Consider the following 17984-nt stretch of genomic DNA (forward strand, 5'->3'; position numbering starts at 1 on the left):
CCGGCACACAAGGGGGAGGCAGGGGTTGGTGAAGCTGCTGAGCGGCGACTACTGGAGGCGGGCGGTCCGCGCACGGTCGGGCACCGACATGCGGGGCGTGCTGTGGCCCGCCTCCTTTCCGCACGTGCCCAGGGCCCGGGTCACGGCTCACGCGCTCGCCGCGCTCGTGATCGTCACCGCGGTGTGCGGGGCGTACATCATCTTCTACTGGGCCGATGACCCACAGGTCACCGGCCGGTACCGCGTCGACGCTCTGTCCCGGGGCGCGTGCACAATGGCGATACCGGTGCTGTCGATGTGCATGGTGCTGTCCCGCGCGGTGCGGGGCCGGTTCGGCGCGCTGTACTGGCTGCTGTCCGCCCTGGCCTGGGTGACAGCGACGATGGCAGTCCCGTTGCTGGTGGTGGGAACCGCCGTGACGAACGACAACGACTACTGCACGGCGTTGCTGCCCGAGCATCCGCCGGCGGGCCATGTGCTGCCCGCGAGTTTGCTGGCCGCGCTGGCCGCGGGTTCGGCCTCCGCGTGGATCGCGTGGGCGATCTCTCACGGACGGGTACGGCCGACGGCTCTCTACACGGCCTGGCTCGTCACGGTGGCCGTCGTCGTGGTCGCGACCCTGGCCCCGCAGTTGCACTCGGCCCAGACCTGTGGTCCCGAGTCAGGGGCCGCGGCGATACCCAGTGGCTCTGCCCGGGAGTACTCATGGTGAGCTCGCTGATCGTGCTCACGCTCTGTCCAGTGCTGTTCGGGGCCTTGGTGTACGCCGTGCGCAGACGCGAGGCCATGGCCGCCGTGCCGGTTCCTCCGCCGCCTCAGGAGTTGGCTGCGGCGCTGGTGAACCTGCTGCTGGGGAAGGGCGAGGTCACCCCGAAGGCCATCGAGACGACCAGTCTCGAACTGGTCCACGCGGGCCGGCTACGGCTTGAGCAGAAGGCCGACGGCACGCGAACCGTCCGGCTCGTCGATGAGGCGGACAGCCGGCGACCCCTGCGCGCCTTCGAGGAGCTCCTGCTCGAACGTGTCCGCCACCGCTGCCGAGTCCACGTCGACCGAGTGCCGATGGAGGCGCTCGGGCCGGGGGACGGCGACGAGTACTGGCTGTGGTGGCGGGACTATCAACGCAGCGTCCAGGAGGAGGCGTTGGCCCTCGGGTTGATCCGGAAGACGCGTGATGAGTCCGTGACCTGGATGCTGAGAATCGCCGGGGGACTTACGTGGGTGGGCGTGCTGTACGCCTGCTCAGGATTCGGCCAGGTCGTGTTCGACGTGGTCTTCAAAGCGACCGTCCTGCCCTTGGTACCGGTGCTGTTGTGGTTCCAGCGACTCCCGCGCAGGTCCCGCTCCCGTCTTACGGCCGCCGGCCGGAAGGCGTCGACCTGGTGGCGAGCGTGCCCGCACGCCGCGGCACACCGGCTACCGGACCGGCAGGTGGGGTCGAACGGCCCGGAGTCGGCGTTGCCCGTGCGCGCGCCCCGGCGGATCTGGTCGTCGTACGAGAAGTCATGGCACGTCGTCGACACGGCGCCGCTGGACCGACCGCGCTGGGGCCACGTATGGCAACTCGTCATCCTGGCCGTCGTCGTGTGCGCCGCGACGGTCACGCTGTCTCTGACCGCACGCCTTCCTCATGGTGTGACACTCGACGCCGGCCCTGCACTGGTCGGCGCAGCCGTGGCGGCTCTCTGGCTGCCCGCTCACCGCCGGATCCGAAGGGTCCCGGCGGAGTCGGCCTTCCGCGGTGCGGTCATCTCCCGCTGGGACTACACCACGCATCACGACGATCCACCCACCATCACCGTGCACTACTGCTGTTCGATCGAGGACCCCGGGTCGCACAGGGCGTGGTCCTTCAAGGTGGACGAGTGGCGCCGCCCGATGTTCTCGAACAGTTCGAACCCGCAACTGGAGAACCGCTTCCGGGTGGGCGACGTTGTCGACGTGCACTGCAGTCCGCGCCGGCGAAAGATATACAGCATCACCATGGTCGAGGCCGTACCACGCTGACGGAATGCGCTCTGCCGTGGTCCGGTCTTTCTGAAATGCCAGGAGTGAAGAGCCGCTTGTCAGCGGAGACGGTTATCGTGCGCTGCATGGCTCACGATGTTCAGGATGGCGATTTGTCCGCCGCGCGTTCGACGCTGCCGGCTGACCGGTCGAATGTCGGGATCTCCGGTGGCGTCGATGCGGAGGGGCCGGAATCCTCTGAGCCTGACGGCACAGCACTCGCATCTCATGGGGTGCCTGCCCTCGCTCGTCGCCTGTTCGGTCGGGCGGCTCAAGTCGAGAAGCTGGTGGCCGCACTTGCCGATGTGCGGTCGGGCCGAGGACGGGCGATCGCGCTCGCCGGGGAGCCGGGCATCGGCAAGAGCGCGCTGATGTGGACGGTGGCTGCACATGCCCGGGCGACCGGCATCCAGGTGTTCGCGAAACACGTGCAGGGCTCGAACGCGCCCTTCCTTCCGGACACCCTGGACCTTGTGACCAGGGGCGGCTCGAACCGCCCTGCAGCGCAGCAGGCACCCGACCCCGCTCTGTTGGCGGCCGTGGACGACCTGCATCATCTCTCCGGCGAACAGATTGCGGACGCGGAGCGGCTGATCGAGGCGGCTGCCGTCAGTCCCGTGTTGTGCCTGATGGCCTATCGGCAGCGCCAGCTCTCGCCCGCGCTCGCTTCCGTACTGTCCCGCGCGGCATCAGCGGGTCTGCTGGAGGTGTGGAACCTCGGACCGCTGTCCCAGGAAGAGGCCGAGGAGCTGCTCCGTAACCATCCCGACGTGAGAGACGTCGACGAGGTCCGGCGTGAGGCCATGGGCAACCCCCAGTACCTCAAGGTGCTCGCCACCAACGGTGAGGCGAGCACCGACGCGGGTATGGCGATCCTCGGTGAACTGGCCGGTCTCGACCGCACCACTCTCACCACGGTCCAGGCCGCAGCGGTCATCGGCGAACGTTTCCGCCCTGAGCTTCTCGCCGCGGTGGCGGGCCTGGCGATGCCGGAGACCATGCGCGCGCTCGACACACTCACCCGCCTGGACCTGGTCCGGCCTGTCGAGCCCGCCCCGCAGCTGTCGCTGCGTCACCGGGCGGTGGGGGACGTCGTCTACCACCGGCTCGAACCCACCGTGCGCTTCGTCATGCACCAACGTGCCGAAAGGGCACTGGCCGAGCGGGCGGCTCCGATCACACAGCGCGCGCATCACATCGCACGCGCCGCCGACCCGAGCCAACCGGAGCACGTCACGACCTTGATAGCCGCGGCACGCGACTCGCTCCACACCTCCCCCCGGGTGGCAGCCCGCCATCTGCGGACCGCCTTGTCGCTGATCAACGAGGGCGAACCCCACTGGCACGAGGCGCAGGTCCTGTTCGCCCGCACTCGGCTGCTGACCGGAGACGCATCCGAGAGCCGAGCGCTTCTGGACGCACTGCGTTCGACCATCCCGGGCCAACCGCCCCACGACGCGAGCGCGATCGCCGACTCCAGCCGCCTCGAACGACGGCTCGGCCACTACTCCGAAGCCGGCGCCATCGCCCGCTCCGGACTCGAAGCGCTGGCCGACAACGACACCGCGACCGCCGCCGCCCTCCACACCGAACTGGCCGACTACGCCTACGACCGGCAGGACTACCGGACATCCCGGACGCATGCCGAAACGGCCGCGGAGATTGCGCGCAGGCACCATGACCGCGCCGGTGAGGCCAAGGCCCTGGCGCAAGCCGCCGTCGCCCATCTGTTCACGGCCGACCAGACCGCGGCACGGACGACGGCGACCAGGGCGGCCGAAATCATCGACGCCGCCTCCGACGCCACTCTCCTGGCCAACCTGGAGGCCACACACCAACTGGGCATGACGGAGGGCATGCTCGGACGGCTGGCCGACGCCGAACGCCATCTCGAACGCGGTGCGGCACTGTCCCGGCGCACCGGACAGACGTACATGCAACGGGAGATACTCTCCACGCTCGCGAACACCCAACTCCGTTCCGGAAACCTGCGTCGGGCGCTGGTGACACTCGACGAAACCGCTCGCCACGTCGAAGGCCTCGGCGGACCCGCTGCTCAGGCGATCATCGCGATGGTGCGGGCCGAGATCCTGTTCTGGCTGAACAGCCCCAGCGATCTTCAGGAGGTGCTGGCACTGGCCGAGCGCGCCGAAACCCTCGCCAGCACCTCCCCTTTCGCCTGGGCCGTCAGTGTCCGCTGCTTCCACGCGGAGTTCGTGCTGCTCACCGGCGACGCGGCGCGCGCCCGGTGGCTCCTCGTCGATGCCGCGGGAGGGCCCGAACTGCCCAGGCTCACCACCTGGCGCAAGCCGCGTTGGTGCGACACCCTCGCACAGGCGGCGCTTGCCGAGGGCGACCACGTGTCGGCCGAACACTGGGCGCGACTGGCGGAGGTCTCCTACGAACAGCTTCCCTCCACAGGCCGACGTGGCTTCCCCCTGCGCGCACGCATGCGCGCCCACGCGTTGAACGGGGACACCGATCGGGCGGTCGAGTGCGCACACGACGCCATCGCGGACTTCTCAGCCGGCGGTCAGCGCATCGAGACCTGCCGGACGCTGCTCGCGGCAGCGGACGTGTCCCGGGCCGCAGGACGAACCGATGACATGGACGGCCTGCTGGGCCGGGCCGCGGACCTGGCCCAGCAGTGCGACTCGGCCCGTCTGGCCGCTGAAGTCGGCGACCGGCGAAGCAGAGCTTCCACGCTCCCCGGTTCACCCGGCGCCGACGACGCGCTTGCCGTTCTCACCGGACGGGAACGGGAGATCGCCGGTCTTGTCAGCACCGGACTGACCAACCAGGAGATCGCCGCCAGTCTCTTTCTCAGCGTGCGGACGGTGGAGAGTCACCTGGCCCGGATCTATCGAAAACTCGACGTACCCAACCGTGCGAGCCTCACCCGCACGATGCTGAACGCGGTATAACGCACCCGGCCAGGGATCCTGCGCAAGTCACCCTCCTTTCACACGCTGCCAGCCGCTACTTGACGTCGACGTAGTCATCGGCCGACGTGGAGGCGGCGGTCGTGGCGGTGGCCGCGAAGGAGAAGCGGTAGTAGCCGTCGGCCGTGGCTCTGGTGGTGGTCCTGAGCGCGCCGCCGGCGCCGCTGGTGACCGTCTTCAGGGTGGTGTAGGTGTGGCTGCCCTTCTTCCGGTACTGCAGCAGGACCTTCTGTCCTGTGGCACCCACGTACGTGCCGGCGTTCCAGTCGGCGCGCTTCAGCTTGCCGGTGACGGTGATGGTCCTACCCTTCCTCACCGGTTCCGGGGTGGCGTCGAGGGTCAGCTGGGAGGCCTTCTTGATCCTGGTGGTGGCGACGTCGTCGTCGTAGCTGGCGTTCGCGTAGAGGTCGTAGCCGCCGAGGAACAGCTTCCAGGTCCCAGCGACACCGTTGTTCTTCAGATCGGAAACCGCGTTGATGTGGAAGACGGCCTTGCAGCTGTAGACACCGGTCCGGGTCGTCGACTCGGTGCAGACGGGGTCGTCGCCGGTACCCAGAGACCCGGTGATGGTGTCCGTGCTGGAGCTGTCGGTGCCCTGCCACAGAAAGGCTTCCGTGAGCGCGACACCGCTCGAACTGGTGGCGGTGTACGTGACGATGACGGTCTTCTTGGTGGTGACGCCCAGGACGATGTCCTTGCCGCCGTTGATGACGGCCTTCGAGAAGGTGATGTTGCCCAGCGAGGTGTCCGGGTGGGCGGTCTTCGCGGTGAAGCCGCCGAGCCCAGCGGACGTACCCGGACGCTCCGCCGCCTGAGCGGCTGCCGGAAGAGCGAGCGCGGACACAACGATGGCACCGGATACAACGGCGGCCGTGGCATGCGTACGCATGTGAATCCCCCCTGGTCGAGAGTGGCCCGCCGAAGTACCTTCTTCGGCCGGGTCTGTTGGCATGTGCACAGTACGCAGCACAGGGCACGGCCCCGCATCCGCGCAATCACGCAGTCCACTACGCAAGTCCGCCGCAGAAACCGCTGAACGGGTCGGCATGAGCAACGCCGCCCGAGCACCCGCGGTCCGCCATCACGCCGGCTGAAGTGAGCGGCCGTACCACATGGTGAGCGAGAGGCTGAAGACCCCGCAGTCGTGTCCGACGATCACCTCGGAACCAGCGGCAGCCAGGCAGGTGACCGCCACGTCCAGGACGACGTACTGCACCGTGCCGGTCTCCGGTTCCCATACCCGCAGGCTCCGCCCCTGCTTGCTCCCGGTGAGCAGGACGGTGCTCCGGCCCGGGAGCGTGGTGACAGCCATGGCCGTCAGTGAGCTGCCAGGACTGTCCGGGGGCAGGCCGTCACCGACCGGGGCGCCGGTCGCGGGATCCCAGAGCATGACCACGCCGTTGCGATCTCCGGTGGCCAGCAGCGTACGGTCGCGCACGGGCACAGCTGCCAGGACTGCCACGCGGTGACGTCGCTCCTCGAGTGCCCGTTTGCTCAGCGGTACGGCCGCGCCCGGTTCCCAGGGGTCGTCGACGGCCGGATCCCACATGTGTACGTCACCCTGTGTGTCCGAGGCCGCGATCAACGTGTGGCCGGGAGCGATCCGGACCGCAGCGATCGATTCGATCGGACGGCCGTAAGGGTTGAGACGCGCGACCGACTCACCCGTCGACGGATCGCGCAACCGGACCGCGCCTCGGGACGTAGCGGTGACGAGCAGGGTCCGGCCGTCCGGCACGGTCGCGGTGCACATCCCGCTCACTGCGCCGAGCCAGTTGCCGACCGGTTCGCGGACCGGACGCCCGGTGATCGGGTCCCACAGGGCGATCGTCCCGGTGTCGCCCCCGCTCGCCAGGAGGATGTCACCCTCAGGCAGAGGAAGAGCCGTCATCGACCTGACGGGGTCGGGATGTCCCGGCAGCGGGTCATGACGAAGTCGGCCGTCGGCCATGTCCCACAGCCACACCACAGCCCTGTCCCCGGCTCCCGCCACAAGAGTCGGTCCACCGGATCGTGACACGACCGCCAGCGAATTGACGCCCTCGTGAGAGCTGGGCGCGGAATCGGCGAACACGGTCACACGGCCCCGGGACGTGCCGTCGGCCGCAAGCAGAGCGCTCCCGTCGCGCCGAAGCCCGCTCACTGCCGCATCGGCTCGCCCGGCCGCTGCGGACGCCACCGCGGTGGCCGACCAGTCGGCGATCGTCCACGCCTGCTCGGCATGGTCCTGGGGCTGCGAGCCGCCGGGAGCATCCGCCAGACAGTCGGCGATCGTCCACGTCCGCTCGCAGTTCGGGCAGCGAAAGCATCCGGTGAGCAGCATCAGTTTCCGGGCCCATTCCCTCCCGGCCCATTCCGGGGTGCCCTTGACCGCGACCATGGCGGCGACCAGGCAGAGGACGGCCTGCCCCGGCGTCTCGGCGGGCACGCCTGCCGCCGCGACCGCGCGTGCCACCCCCAGGAAGGGTTCCCATCCTTCCCCCAGCGCCGCTTCCCGCAGCGCCGCGGCGACCTCGCCCCAGGGGTGATCTCCCTGACGGAGCTCAGCGGGATCGGGCAACCCCGGAGCCGGGAAGGGCGGACGCAGGGGGTCGACGAAGAACTCGGGAATCTCGGTGTCGATGTCGCACCCGGGGCACACCAGCTGGAGATGACGTTCCTCGGGCACGAGGAACCACCACAGCGCCTTGCCCATGTGGTGACCGGCGAGAGCCACGCAGGAGAGCGCGAGGTAGGCGCAGTCCGTCGCAGGAGTGTCGGCGGCGAGGAAGCTCTGCACAGCCGCCTGCTCGGCCGGACGAAGTGCGGCACGGAAACCCTCGTCGAGATCGGCAGGGACGGGAGCACTGCCCTCCGCGGTCACCATGAGTCCCATGTCCACCCACAGGTCCACGAACCGCGCCGGAGACTGCGCCGCTGCCACCTCCACGAGGTGCGGCAGCACTGCGTAGGCTCCGTCGAAGACGGTTTCCTGCTGCAACAGGCCGTCGGCCACGCACCTCCAGGCCGCTTTCCATGCGTCACCGGTGTCGGTGGCACCCGTGGACGCCATCGCCCCCAGGACCTTCTCCACCTCCTCGACCGCCACACCGTCGAGGTCGAGCCAACGGGGGCTGTGCAAGGGCAGCTTGGGAATCATGGGATGAGAACTCTCCATCAACTCTGACGACCGGGGCGCACGGCATCTCGCAGCCACTCTGCGCACATCAGCTCATCACCTGATCGACGACGGCGGCCATTGAACCGGGCGCGATCCGGTCCAGGAGCCTGAAGACAGGGGCCCAGCCGCCGAGGACCACGGCCTGTGCGGCGAATCTGCGGGCCTGGGAAGGCTCTGCCGACGTGGCGAGTACGACCATGGCTTCGGTTCGGGGCGAGCGGTAGGGAATCGAGCGGGCGAGTGCCTCGGCCCGGTCCCCATTGCCGTGGCGTGCGAGTTCCCGGACGACTTCGACGAGCGCCTCGGCTTGTGCCCAGCGGCAGGCGATCGAGTGGGCGACGGCCTCGGCCCGGTCCCAGTCGCCGCGGCGTGCGACCTCACGGACGATGTGTGCCAGCCGTTGCGCGCGCACATCAGGAGAGTCGATCGAGTCGGTGAGGGCTGTGGCCCGCTCCACCTGCCCGTGCCGGGCCAACAGGAGTGTCACTGCCCTCAGCAGATCGTCCCGGCCGAAAAGGTCGTCGTCCGTGCCGAGCAGTGTCTCCGCCCGGTCGGCCAGGGCGAGGGCCACGTCCTGACCTGCGGTGTCGGAGACCGCGTCCAGCACCGCCGCCAGGACCTCGCCATCGAGGGGTGTTCTCGGGGGAGCGACGCAGGAGAGCGTCGATCCGGTCCAGGTCTCCTCTGCGGGCTTCGGAGGCCAGGACCGCCGCGAGCATCCGCTCCTTCTCGGGGTCGAGCCGCCGGTAACGGTTCTTCCAGGATCGTGCGAAGTTCTCCACGCGGTCGGCGAACTCACCGGCCCGGACCTGGTCGCCGGTGGCCGCGGCCACCTCCACGAGCAGGACCAGTACGTTCACCGACCACAGCTCGTCGGCGGGGACGTGACGGCTCATCTCCTCGGCACGAGCGGCGAACCTGAGCGCATGACGGGTGTCGCCGTTGCCGGCCGCCACCTTCGCCAGCATGGCCCAGGCCCTGAGCTGCTCGTGCGGATAACGGAGCCCTTCTGCCAGGGCCGCAGCCCTGTCGTGTGCGCCGGTACGGGCCCACGACAGGAGCAGGGCGACCATTGCCCGATCCCGCAGCGGACGCTGGGGAATCGATTCGACCAGTGCCTGGGCGCCCCGGAGATCTCCGGCGCCGGCCGCGGCCTGCACCAGTTCCACCAGCACGTCGCCCCGGCAGTTCTGATCGCTGATCGTGTACGCCAGCTCAGCCGCGCGGGCGAGCCGGCGCGCGCGGGCCAGCCGCGTAATGAACCAGCGGGGATCCCACTTGTCGCCTCTGACCGCGTCGCACCACGCCGACAGACGCAGAACCGCCGACAGGCACGGCTCGAACCCGCTTCGAAGGATGTCCTGGCCGGCGTCGTTCTCGGGGACCAGACCGCCGCCGTCCTCCCCATCCCGTTTCGCCCGGAGCCAGGTGCCCCAGTTGTCCAGCCGGTCCAGCATGCCTGTGGTGCTCCCCTGATGCTTCCGTGGGCGCCGGTCTCCTCGGTCGGCCTGGACGCCGATTCTGCCGCGCACAGCATGGCTTCGAGTCCGTGGAATCACGTAGGTGATCACGGAAGTCCACGGGAGCGGAGCGTTCAGACCGGGCTTGCGGGGTGCGCCGCCGTCGAGGACCGGGGCGGCCAGGTCTGTGGTGAGAGGATGCCGAGTACGTAGGCTCGGGCGACCAGCGCCGGGCGGGTGGCGGCGTCGAGCAGGGCGCGCAGGCGGCTCAGGTGGTAGTCCAGCGTCTGCCGGGACAGGCACAGCGTCGCTGCGATGTCCGCGTTGCTGTGCCCGGCCGCCAGCAGGGCGAGTATGCGGACCTGGGCGGCCGTCAGATCCGGTCGGGCCTGATGGGGCAGGCCGAGGTGAGTGCCGACGGCCCACACGCCGGACACACCGGGGGTCGTACCGCACACGGTGCTCAGATGGATTCGGGCCCGGCGCCGCCGGCCGTCCTGGTCGACGAGTACGGCACAGGTGCGGGCGCTTCGGCGCCGGCCACTGATCAGGTCGTCCCAGATCCGGTGCAGGGCGCTCCGTTCGGGTGTCCTGGCGAGCAAGGTGTCGGCCGGCAGGCCTATCAGGTCGGAGAGCCGGATGCGCAGGACATCGGCGACAACGGTGCCGGCCTCGCTGACCCGGCCGTCCGGGGTCAGGCGGACGCAGAGCAGTCCGCTGTGGTCGCGCAGGGCCTGTAAGTCGGCCTCGGCCTGGTGTCGTTGGTCCAGCACCTGGGCGTAGTCGGTGACGTCGACGTAGATGCCCGCGACACAGCGGGCCGCGCCCCAGCGGACGGGGAAGCGGTAGCCCGCCGCACGGCCCGAGCAACCGTCGACGCGCCGGTAGGTGAGGGTGTGCCGTACCGGCCGGCCGCGCGTCAGGACGTCCTGGTCGAGGGCGAGGAACCGGGTGATGTCACCGGCTTCGTCGACGTCGGCGAGGTGACGGCCGATCACGGCGTCACGCGTGGTGCCGTACAGGTGGGCATAGGCATGGTTGGCCCACAGGTAACGGCCCGTGGCGTCGCGCACGAATGCCGCGGCCGGGGCGAGGTCGGCGAAGGTGGCGTACGGGTCGTCGTCCGGCCGGTCGACCACCTCGATCGCCACTCCCCTGCTGCCGTGCCGTCCCGGCCCGCCGCCGAGTTCCGGCCAGTGGACGTGGAAGGTTCTGCCCTCGAAACACGCACGGTACGGGCCGCAGCCGGACGCGCCGGACGGGCCGCCGCCGTCCGCGTGGAGGGCCTCGAGGAACCGGCGGGTGGCGCGCCGGTCGTCGAACGCGGCGCCCCCGCTGTCGACCACGCTCAGGCCGCTGTCGGCTTCCCACCAGGACACCGCAAGAGGCGCGAGTAACGCCTTGAAATCAGCTTCGTCCACGTCCAACTCCTTCAACCCTGCACCACATCACTTTGGGTGACACCTCATGCGTATCCCGTAGGGGATGGGGCATGCGAGCGGGGCAGACGCTCCGTGCTGTGGGTCGGCGGCGCTAGCGCATGACCACACCCTCACCTGGCGCGGATCGGCGGCAGCAGTAAGGCATTTGCCTGAGTGCTTCGGGAATCTCGGCGCCTCGGACGCGGGCAGGTGCTGGTTCGCTTGAGGGAGACGGCGTGGGCGGCCCAGTGACCGCCCGACGACAGCAAAGGAGTTGGAGTTCCGTGGACAAGGTGCTGTACGTGCATGCCAAGGGCGGCCCTCCGGTGGGCCATGCCCTGACGCGGGTGGCCGCGAGGTCCGCGGTGCACCTACTGGCGCTCAGCGAACTGCCCGCCCCCGTGGCCTCTGACGCCGCGAGGCTGTGCGCGTCGGTCGTCACACCCCTCGACGCCCGCGGTGGCGACCTGGCCGAGCTCATCACCGCCCGAGCCCGCGAGGTGGGGGCGGACGCCGTTGTCACCTTCTCGGAGTACGCGGTGGTCGCGGTCGCCGAGGCGTCCCGGCAGCTCGGGTTGAGGGGTGCCGGTCCCGCCGCCGCCCTCGCCCGCGACAAGCGCCTGATGCGCGCCGCGTGGGAGAGCCGCGACATACCGCAGCCGCGGTTCCGCGCCGTCACCGGCGCGGCCGAACTGGAGCGCGCGACCATCGAGTTGTCATGTCCACTACTTTTAAAAGCGGCCTGGAGCGCCGGCTCGACCGCACACCAGATCATCGAGCGGCCCGCGGACGCGCCGGCCGCCTGGCAGCGGTCGCGCGCGGTGATGGCCGAGTCCGCACTGCTCGGATTCGCGGAACTGCACGTTCCCGGCGCCTCGGAGGACTTCATCGTCGAGGAGATCGTCAGAGGATGTGCCGAGGAGTGGTTCGACGGCCCCGGCTGGGGTGACTACGTCAGCGTCGAGGGCGTGGTCGTCGACGGAGAATTCCGCCCCGTCTGCCTGAGCGGGCGGATGCCGACGGTGGCGCCCTTCACCGAGCGCGCCGGCATCACCCCGGCCGCCGTCGGAAGCGAGGCCCAGCACACCATCGTGGACCTCGCCCGGCACGCCGTGGATGCCCTGGGGCTGGAGAACTGCGGCACCCACACGGAGATCAAGCTGGGCAGGGAAGGCCGAATGTGGGTCATCGAGACGGCCGCGCGGTTCGGCGGGGCGATGACCGTGCCGCAGATCGAGGAGGTCTTCGGCCTGGATCTGATCGGTATGTTCACCGACCAGCTGCTCGGCGGCTCACCCGCCTGGCCCGCACGGGCGTTGACACCCGAGGATGCCACGGGCGCGGCCGGATCGCTGGTGGTCCTCGCCGTGCAGGGCGACGGCACCCCTTGGCCCCGCCGCCATCGATGGGACGCCTCGGCGGTCGTCCGTTCGGCGCCGGTCAGCGCCGGCAGCACGCTGTCCGTCGTCCGCGAGAGCTCTCTGCCGGACGGGGCCCCCGTGCCGGTCTACGAGCCTGCCGCCGGAGCCAACACCATGGCGGGCCTGTGCCTGTTGTCGGCGGACCGGCCGCAGTCCGTCGTCAGTGACTTCACCGCCCTGGTCGACGCGCTGCCGCGCATCCTGCCCACGGACGCCACCGAGGGGGCCCGGCCATGACCCACGCACCGCACAAGGCCGACATCCCCGACACGGCGGGCGATCGTACCGTCGTCGGCGCCAACCTCTCGCTGCCGTTGTTCCGCGCGCTGTCCGGCGTGCTCGCCGGACACCCGTACCTGAAGATCGTGGTGGACAGGTCCGAGGACACCTGGCACCTGCTCGACACCCGGGTGCACCCCTTCCACGTCGACTACATCGCCACGCGCATCCTCGGCATGAGGATGGACGAACTCGACACAGCTCTGGACGCGTTCAACGCATCCGTGTACATGGCACCTGACCGCCGCTTCCTGCTCGGGGTGCTGTCCTTGCACAGCGACGAGGACGCCGAGGGTTCCGAGCGGCCCTTCCTGGTCCTGGAGACGACCGAGGCGGACACCATGCACGCCGCACTGCTGGAGGAGTTCCACCACTACGTTCGCGCAAGGGTGGACGGACGGCTTCCCCTGCTGCTGAAACCGGCGAACCACGGGCAGGAGCACGAACTCGCCTCGGTCAGTGAGGCACGCGTACCGCGCATCCTCAGCCAGGAGCTGTTCGGCAACCGGACCCGGACCTGCCTCAACCCGGGCGTGACTGAAGGCCGACTGCGCTGGTTTCGCCATCTGGCGGAGTACCGCAGCGCCGCCCCACAGCTCGGCTGGGCGGACATCGTCGCGATGGCCTGCCTGCCCGACGACGTGCCCCGGGTGGCGGGGTTCGTCAACACGGAGCCCACGACGCCGCTTTCGCACACCAACGTCCTGGCGTCGGGCTGGGGCATCCCGAACGCCATCGTCCGCGACCTGGACGCTCTGGTGCGGCGAGACGGACTGGACGGCGCGTGGGTCCGCTACCGGGTGTCCGAGGACGCCATCACCCTGGAGCGTCTGTCCGACGCCCCGGTCCTGGAGAGGCCGGTCTGGCACCAGCAGCGCATCCGCATCGACGCACCCCTGCTGGACGAGGCGCCGATCATGGCTCTGCACCGGCTGCGGCGCGCCGACCGCGACAGCTACGGCACCAAGGCCGCCAACCTCGGCGAACTGCACCATGTCCTGGACAGCCGCACGGCGGACCTGACCGCGTTCTACGCACGCCCGCGCCCGCCGCGGCCCGATCTGCTCACCCACCTGGCCCTACGGCTCGGCGTGCCGGCAGCGCCCGTGGAACGGCTGCAGGCCGCGGCGGCCGAACGCGTGGCGGCCACCGTCCGGGCACCCGAGGGGGTGGCGCTCCCGTTCCGCCTGCACCATCTCTTCCTGACGTCGTCGAGCGCTCTGCAGCAGGGCATCGGCAAGCTGAAGATGGCGCTCGAACTCGAAGCGCTCGACGTGATCGACTCCCTCTGTCTGGACCTGCAGCGCCTGATGCACAGCACGCCGATCCCCGACGAGGTGGCTCGGGCCGTCACCGGCGCGGTGCCGGGTCTGCTGGCCGACGGACGTCGTCTCGTGGTGCGCTCGTCCTCCAACGCCGAGGACCTGCCCGGTTTCTCGGCGGCCGGGATCTACGACTCGGTGACCACCGTGCGTGGTGAGGAGCAGTTGCTGGACGCGGTGCGGCAGGTGTGGACGTCGTTGCTGTCGCCACGGAGCGTACGTCTGCGGCACGAGGCCGGCATCGTGCTGGACGACACCTACATGGGAGTGATCATCCAGCAGTACGTGCCCGCCGATCTCGGGGGTGTGCTGGTGACCTGCAATCCGACCCGGCGTGAGGACTTCCGCAACGTGTACGTCAACTGCACGGCCGGTTCGCCGGAGCGGGTGGTCGACGGCAAGGTCCTGCCCCACCAGTACTTGTACAACACGGTCGAGGGCGGCGGGCGCACCGTGGACGTCGGCTCGTCGGGTGAGGACCTCCCGTCGGACACCCGCACGTCACTGGGCGAACTGGCCCTGGTGGGGCGTCTGCTGCAGTCCCACTTCAGCGTGGGCGACCCCGACGACGCGCTGGACATCGAGTGGCTCATGACCACCGAGGGGGCGTTCCAACTGGTCCAGGTCCGCCCGTACGCCCGGTGAGGCGCTCCATGACCTCTGTGTGGCGCCGCTCCGCGGATCCGGCCATGACCCCGGCCGCCCGCCGCATCATCCGCCTCAACAACGGGTTCCAGCTGTTGTTCAACCTGTTGTGGTGGATGCCCGTGTTCTACGCCTACCAGCGTGCCGCGGGTCTGTCGGACGGCCAGATCTTCGGCATCCAGAGCATCTACTACGTCGCCTTCTGCCTGTTCGAGATACCCACGGGAGTCGTCGCCGACCGCGTCGGTGCCCGCAACTGCCTGCGCGCGGGCGCGGTGGTCATGACGGCGGCGAACATGGTGCCGGTGCTGGCGCCCTCGTACACGGGCTTCCTCGTGCACTTCCTCGCGATCGCCGCCGGGCGCTCCCTGACCTCGGGCGCGGCGAGCGCCTGCCTGTACGACGGCTTGCGCGCCGAGGGAGCGGACGCCCACTACCTCAGGGCGGAGGGAACGGCGCGTGCCCTCGGGCTCGCCGCCAAGGTCGTCTGCTGGCCGCTCGTCGGACCGCTGATGTCCGTGGCCCACCAGTCGCCGTACGTGCTCAGCGCGGCGAGCGCGGCGGGCTCTCTCGGCTGCGCCCTCGCCCTGCCCCGGATCGCCGCCGGCAACACGGGGGCGAGCACTCGGGGGCGGCGGAGGGGAGCTCTGCTGCGGGACACGGGCGCCGCCCTGCGCACCGTTCGGTCGTCGCCGTGGCTGGCCCTGCTCATGGTGCAGGGCGTGGCGGTCTTCACCTTGTCGCGGATCTGCCAGGTCAATCTGTTCCAGCCGGTGTTGCTCGAGCACGGCATCGCAGAAAGCAGCCACGGCAGTGTCCTCGCTGCGATGACGGTCGCCGAGGCGGTGACCTCCGCGCGGCCCCAGTGGCTGAGCCGGCGGTTGTCGCCCGCGGCCTGGGTGTCCCTGCTGAGCGTCGCGCTCGCCGCCGCACTCGCCGGCACCACTGTCGGCGGCCCCTGGGCCGTGGTCGGGCTGCTGTGTGCGTTCGCTGCGATCACCGGGTTCGGCTATCCGGTACAGCGCAAGCTCATCAACGACGCCATCCCGAAGGGGGCCCCGCGTGCCACGCTGCTGTCGGTGGAGAGCATCGTGGACCGCGGCGTGTGTGCGGTGGCGGCAGTGGCCGCGGGCGCTTATCTGGCGGCGGGCCGGCTCGACGCGCTTCTGTGGCAGTCCGCCGCGGTCACCTGCGTGCTGATACCGGTGCTGCATCTGGCTCTGCGCCGCGTGAGTCCGGCACCGGCCCCGCGTGGGACGCGTGGAGCACACGGTGCCGACGCGGCCTCCGCCGAGGCAGTCGCACAGCCGGTGGAGGAGCCCGTAGCGCTGCCCGTCGACGAGGGCGTGGCCCCTCACCCCTGACGCCTCCCCGAGCAGGCCACTGGGCGCGGTACCGGCAATGACGTCGAGGGCCAGGGACGGCACCCGGGGGCCCGGCTGCCGTCCCTGGCCTGTGAGGATCAGCTCACGTTGACTGCGGACCAGGCGGCCTCGACCGTCTTGTACTCGGTGCTCGAGGCACCGTAGAGGTCGGATGCCGCCTTGAGGGTGCCGGCGCGGGCGCCCTTGTAGTCGGTCGTCGAGGTGAAGTACGAGGTCAGCGCCTTGTACCAGATCTGCAGCGCCTTGTCCCGGCCGATGCCGGTGACCGTGGAGCCGTTCTGGGTGGGCGAGTCGTAGCTCACGCCGTTGATCGTCTTCGCGCCGCTGCCTTCGGACAGCAGGTAGAAGAAGTGGTTGGCGACGCCGGACGAGTAGTGCACGTCCAGGCCGCCCACGCTGGAGGACCAGTAGTCGGCGGAGCCGCCGTCCTTGCTGGGCTTGTCCATGTAGCGCAGCGGCTTGCCGTCGCCGTTGATGTTGATCTTCTCGCCGATGAGGTAGTCACCCGGGTCGGACGCGTTGTCGGCGTAGAACTCCACGCCGGTCCCCATGATGTCGCTGGTCGCCTCGTTCAGACCGCCGGACTCACCGGTGTACTCCAGCCCGGCGGTGTTGGACGTGACACCGTGGCTCATCTCGTGCCCGGCCACGTCGAGCGCGGTGAGCGGGTCATTGTTGCCCTCACCGTCGCCGTAGGTCATGCAGAAGCAGCTGTCGTCCCAGAACGCGTTCACGTACGAGTTGCCGTAGTGCACGCGGGAGTACGCGCCCACGCCGTCGTTCTTGATGCCGCTGCGACCGAAGGCCTTCTTGTAGAAGTCCCAGGTCTCCTGCGCCCCATAGGCGGCGTCCGCGGCGGCGGTCGCCGCGTTCGACACCGTTCCGTCGCCCCAGGTGTCGCTGGACTGGGAGAACAGCGTGCCGGTGCCAGAGCTTCCGTGGTCGAGGTTGTTGGTCTTGTGACCACCGCGCGAGGCGTCCGTCAGGGTGTAGGACGAGCCCGACTGTGTCGTCGACAGGTCCACCTTGCCGCTGTAGTGGGTGTTGCCGACGCCGGTCTCGATGCCCTGGTACTGGAAGAGCTTCTTGCCGGTGGCGGCGTCGGTGATGACGTGCAACTGGTTCGGGGTGCCGTCGTCCTGCAAGCCGCCGACGACCGTCTCGTAGGCCAGGACGGGCTCGCCGCTCACCGCCCATACGACCTTGCGCGGAGCCTGGTCCGCGGCAGTCTTCGCCGACCCCGCCGCCTCGGCCAGGCCCAGGGCCTGCTTCTCGGCCTTGGCGGCGGCGATCCGCGGCGTGAGCGAGGCTAGCTTCAGCTTCGCCCTCGTGGCAGTGGAGATGCCCTCGGTCCGGCCGGACTTGGTGGTGTGGACGACCAGGTCGCCGCCGAGCACCGGCAGGCCCGCATACGTGCGCTCGTAGCGGGTGTGGACGGTGCCGTCCACATCCTTCACGACGTCCTTGACGACCAGCTTCTCCTTGGCGCCGAGGCCTATGTGCTGCGCGGTCTCGGCCGCGTCGGCCTGCGCCTGCTGGAGCAGACCCGTACGGGCGGCCGCCGACAGCGTGACCGGAGCTGCGGCAAGGCGGGCGGGACCGGCGGTGGGCTGGGCGGTGGCAGTGGTGGTGAGCGCGGTGCTCAGAAGTGCCGATGTGGCGGCGACGGCTGTGGCCGCGGCCAAAGCGGTGCGCCGGCTGCGTGTGTCACGGGAGGTCACACAAGCTCCTTTGTGGGGGGAACGTCCGGCCGGTATGGGGCCGACCTGGACGGTTGTGGATGTTGTCGTGCTCGTGCGGCGGTGGGAGAGAGGGTGCCATGAATGGCATGTACATGCCATCACCATCAAGATGATGTCGATGACAAAGCGCCAATCCCCGAACGAGGTCCGAGGGGGGCTCAGGGCATGCCGACTGCGGCCCTCGCGGACACTGCATCCGC

At 69.8% G+C, this 17984-nt stretch carries 11 protein-coding genes; 6 read left to right on the forward strand and 5 right to left on the reverse strand.

Annotated elements, in window-relative coordinates; all coding sequences use genetic code 11:
- Positions 1 to 28: 28 nt before the first annotated feature.
- The 3 genes from ACIRVH_RS33055 (at position 29) to ACIRVH_RS33065 (ending at position 4931) form a co-directional block, all read left to right on the forward strand.
- Positions 29 to 712 (forward strand): hypothetical protein, encoded by a 684-nt coding sequence (locus ACIRVH_RS33055; RefSeq protein WP_403960896.1) that lies wholly within the window; start codon positions 29 to 31, stop codon positions 710 to 712.
- A complete protein-coding gene (locus ACIRVH_RS33060; protein ID WP_403960899.1) occupies positions 706 to 2007 on the forward strand; it encodes a DUF2207 family protein in 1302 nt (433 codons plus the stop codon). The genes ACIRVH_RS33055 and ACIRVH_RS33060 overlap by 7 nt, the downstream gene beginning before the upstream one ends.
- A gap of 86 nt (positions 2008 to 2093) precedes the next feature.
- Positions 2094 to 4931 (forward strand): LuxR C-terminal-related transcriptional regulator, encoded by a 2838-nt coding sequence (locus ACIRVH_RS33065; protein ID WP_403961217.1) that lies wholly within the window; start codon positions 2094 to 2096, stop codon positions 4929 to 4931.
- A 55-nt stretch (positions 4932 to 4986) separates the two neighbouring features.
- Here ACIRVH_RS33065 and ACIRVH_RS33070 read toward each other — a convergent pair whose 3' ends face one another.
- From ACIRVH_RS33070 to ACIRVH_RS33085, 4 genes are all read right to left on the reverse strand, one after another.
- Positions 4987 to 5838, reverse strand: coding sequence for a hypothetical protein (locus ACIRVH_RS33070; RefSeq protein ID WP_403960902.1), 852 nt, complete (start codon positions 5836 to 5838; stop codon positions 4987 to 4989).
- A 192-nt stretch (positions 5839 to 6030) separates the two neighbouring features.
- Positions 6031 to 8088: a WD40 repeat domain-containing protein gene (locus tag ACIRVH_RS33075; RefSeq protein WP_403960904.1), complete on the reverse strand. Its 2058-nt coding sequence runs from the start codon at positions 8086 to 8088 to the stop codon at positions 6031 to 6033.
- A gap of 67 nt (positions 8089 to 8155) precedes the next feature.
- Positions 8156 to 8716 carry a hypothetical protein gene (locus ACIRVH_RS33080; protein WP_403960907.1) on the reverse strand — a complete coding sequence of 187 codons (561 nt, stop codon included), beginning with the start codon at positions 8714 to 8716 and terminating at the stop codon, positions 8156 to 8158.
- Positions 8717 to 9703: 987 nt separating this feature from the next.
- Entirely contained in the window at positions 9704 to 10990 is a 1287-nt protein-coding gene (locus tag ACIRVH_RS33085) for a PAS domain-containing protein (RefSeq protein ID WP_403960910.1), read from the reverse strand.
- A 284-nt stretch (positions 10991 to 11274) separates the two neighbouring features.
- Between ACIRVH_RS33085 and ACIRVH_RS33090 the strand changes: the two genes are divergently transcribed.
- Genes ACIRVH_RS33090 through ACIRVH_RS33100 form a run of 3 tightly spaced genes read left to right on the forward strand, consistent with a single transcriptional unit; the run spans position 11275 to position 16021 of the window.
- The gene (locus ACIRVH_RS33090; RefSeq protein WP_403960913.1) at positions 11275 to 12648 is read left to right on the forward strand and encodes an acetyl-CoA carboxylase biotin carboxylase subunit family protein; all 1374 of its coding nucleotides are present in this window, start codon (positions 11275 to 11277) and stop codon (positions 12646 to 12648) included.
- A complete protein-coding gene (locus tag ACIRVH_RS33095) occupies positions 12645 to 14657 on the forward strand; it encodes a PEP/pyruvate-binding domain-containing protein (protein WP_403960915.1) in 2013 nt (670 codons plus the stop codon). The genes ACIRVH_RS33090 and ACIRVH_RS33095 overlap by 4 nt, the downstream gene beginning before the upstream one ends.
- An 8-nt stretch (positions 14658 to 14665) precedes the next feature.
- Positions 14666 to 16021 (forward strand): MFS transporter, encoded by a 1356-nt coding sequence (locus ACIRVH_RS33100; protein ID WP_403960918.1) that lies wholly within the window; start codon positions 14666 to 14668, stop codon positions 16019 to 16021.
- Between the two features lie 98 nt (positions 16022 to 16119).
- On the opposite strand, the gene ACIRVH_RS33105 is transcribed toward ACIRVH_RS33100, so the two are convergent.
- Positions 16120 to 17763, reverse strand: coding sequence for a M4 family metallopeptidase (locus ACIRVH_RS33105; RefSeq protein WP_403960921.1), 1644 nt, complete (start codon positions 17761 to 17763; stop codon positions 16120 to 16122).
- Between the last annotated feature and the right edge of the window lie 221 nt (positions 17764 to 17984).

This window comes from Streptomyces sp. NPDC101165 (assembly GCF_044768135.1).
Lineage (GTDB): Bacteria > Actinomycetota > Actinomycetes > Streptomycetales > Streptomycetaceae > Streptomyces.

Coding starts and splice junctions, on each gene's coding strand:
- ACIRVH_RS33070 (WP_403960902.1), bottom strand. CDS start 5,838: ATGCGTACGCATGCCACGGCCGCCGTTGTATCCGGTGCCATCGTTGTG.
- ACIRVH_RS33075 (WP_403960904.1), bottom strand. CDS start 8,088: ATGATTCCCAAGCTGCCCTTGCACAGCCCCCGTTGGCTCGACCTCGAC.
- ACIRVH_RS33100 (WP_403960918.1), top strand. CDS start 14,666: ATGACCTCTGTGTGGCGCCGCTCCGCGGATCCGGCCATGACCCCGGCC.
- ACIRVH_RS33095 (WP_403960915.1), top strand. CDS start 12,645: ATGACCCACGCACCGCACAAGGCCGACATCCCCGACACGGCGGGCGAT.
- ACIRVH_RS33065 (WP_403961217.1), top strand. CDS start 2,094: ATGGCTCACGATGTTCAGGATGGCGATTTGTCCGCCGCGCGTTCGACG.
- ACIRVH_RS33060 (WP_403960899.1), top strand. CDS start 706: ATGGTGAGCTCGCTGATCGTGCTCACGCTCTGTCCAGTGCTGTTCGGG.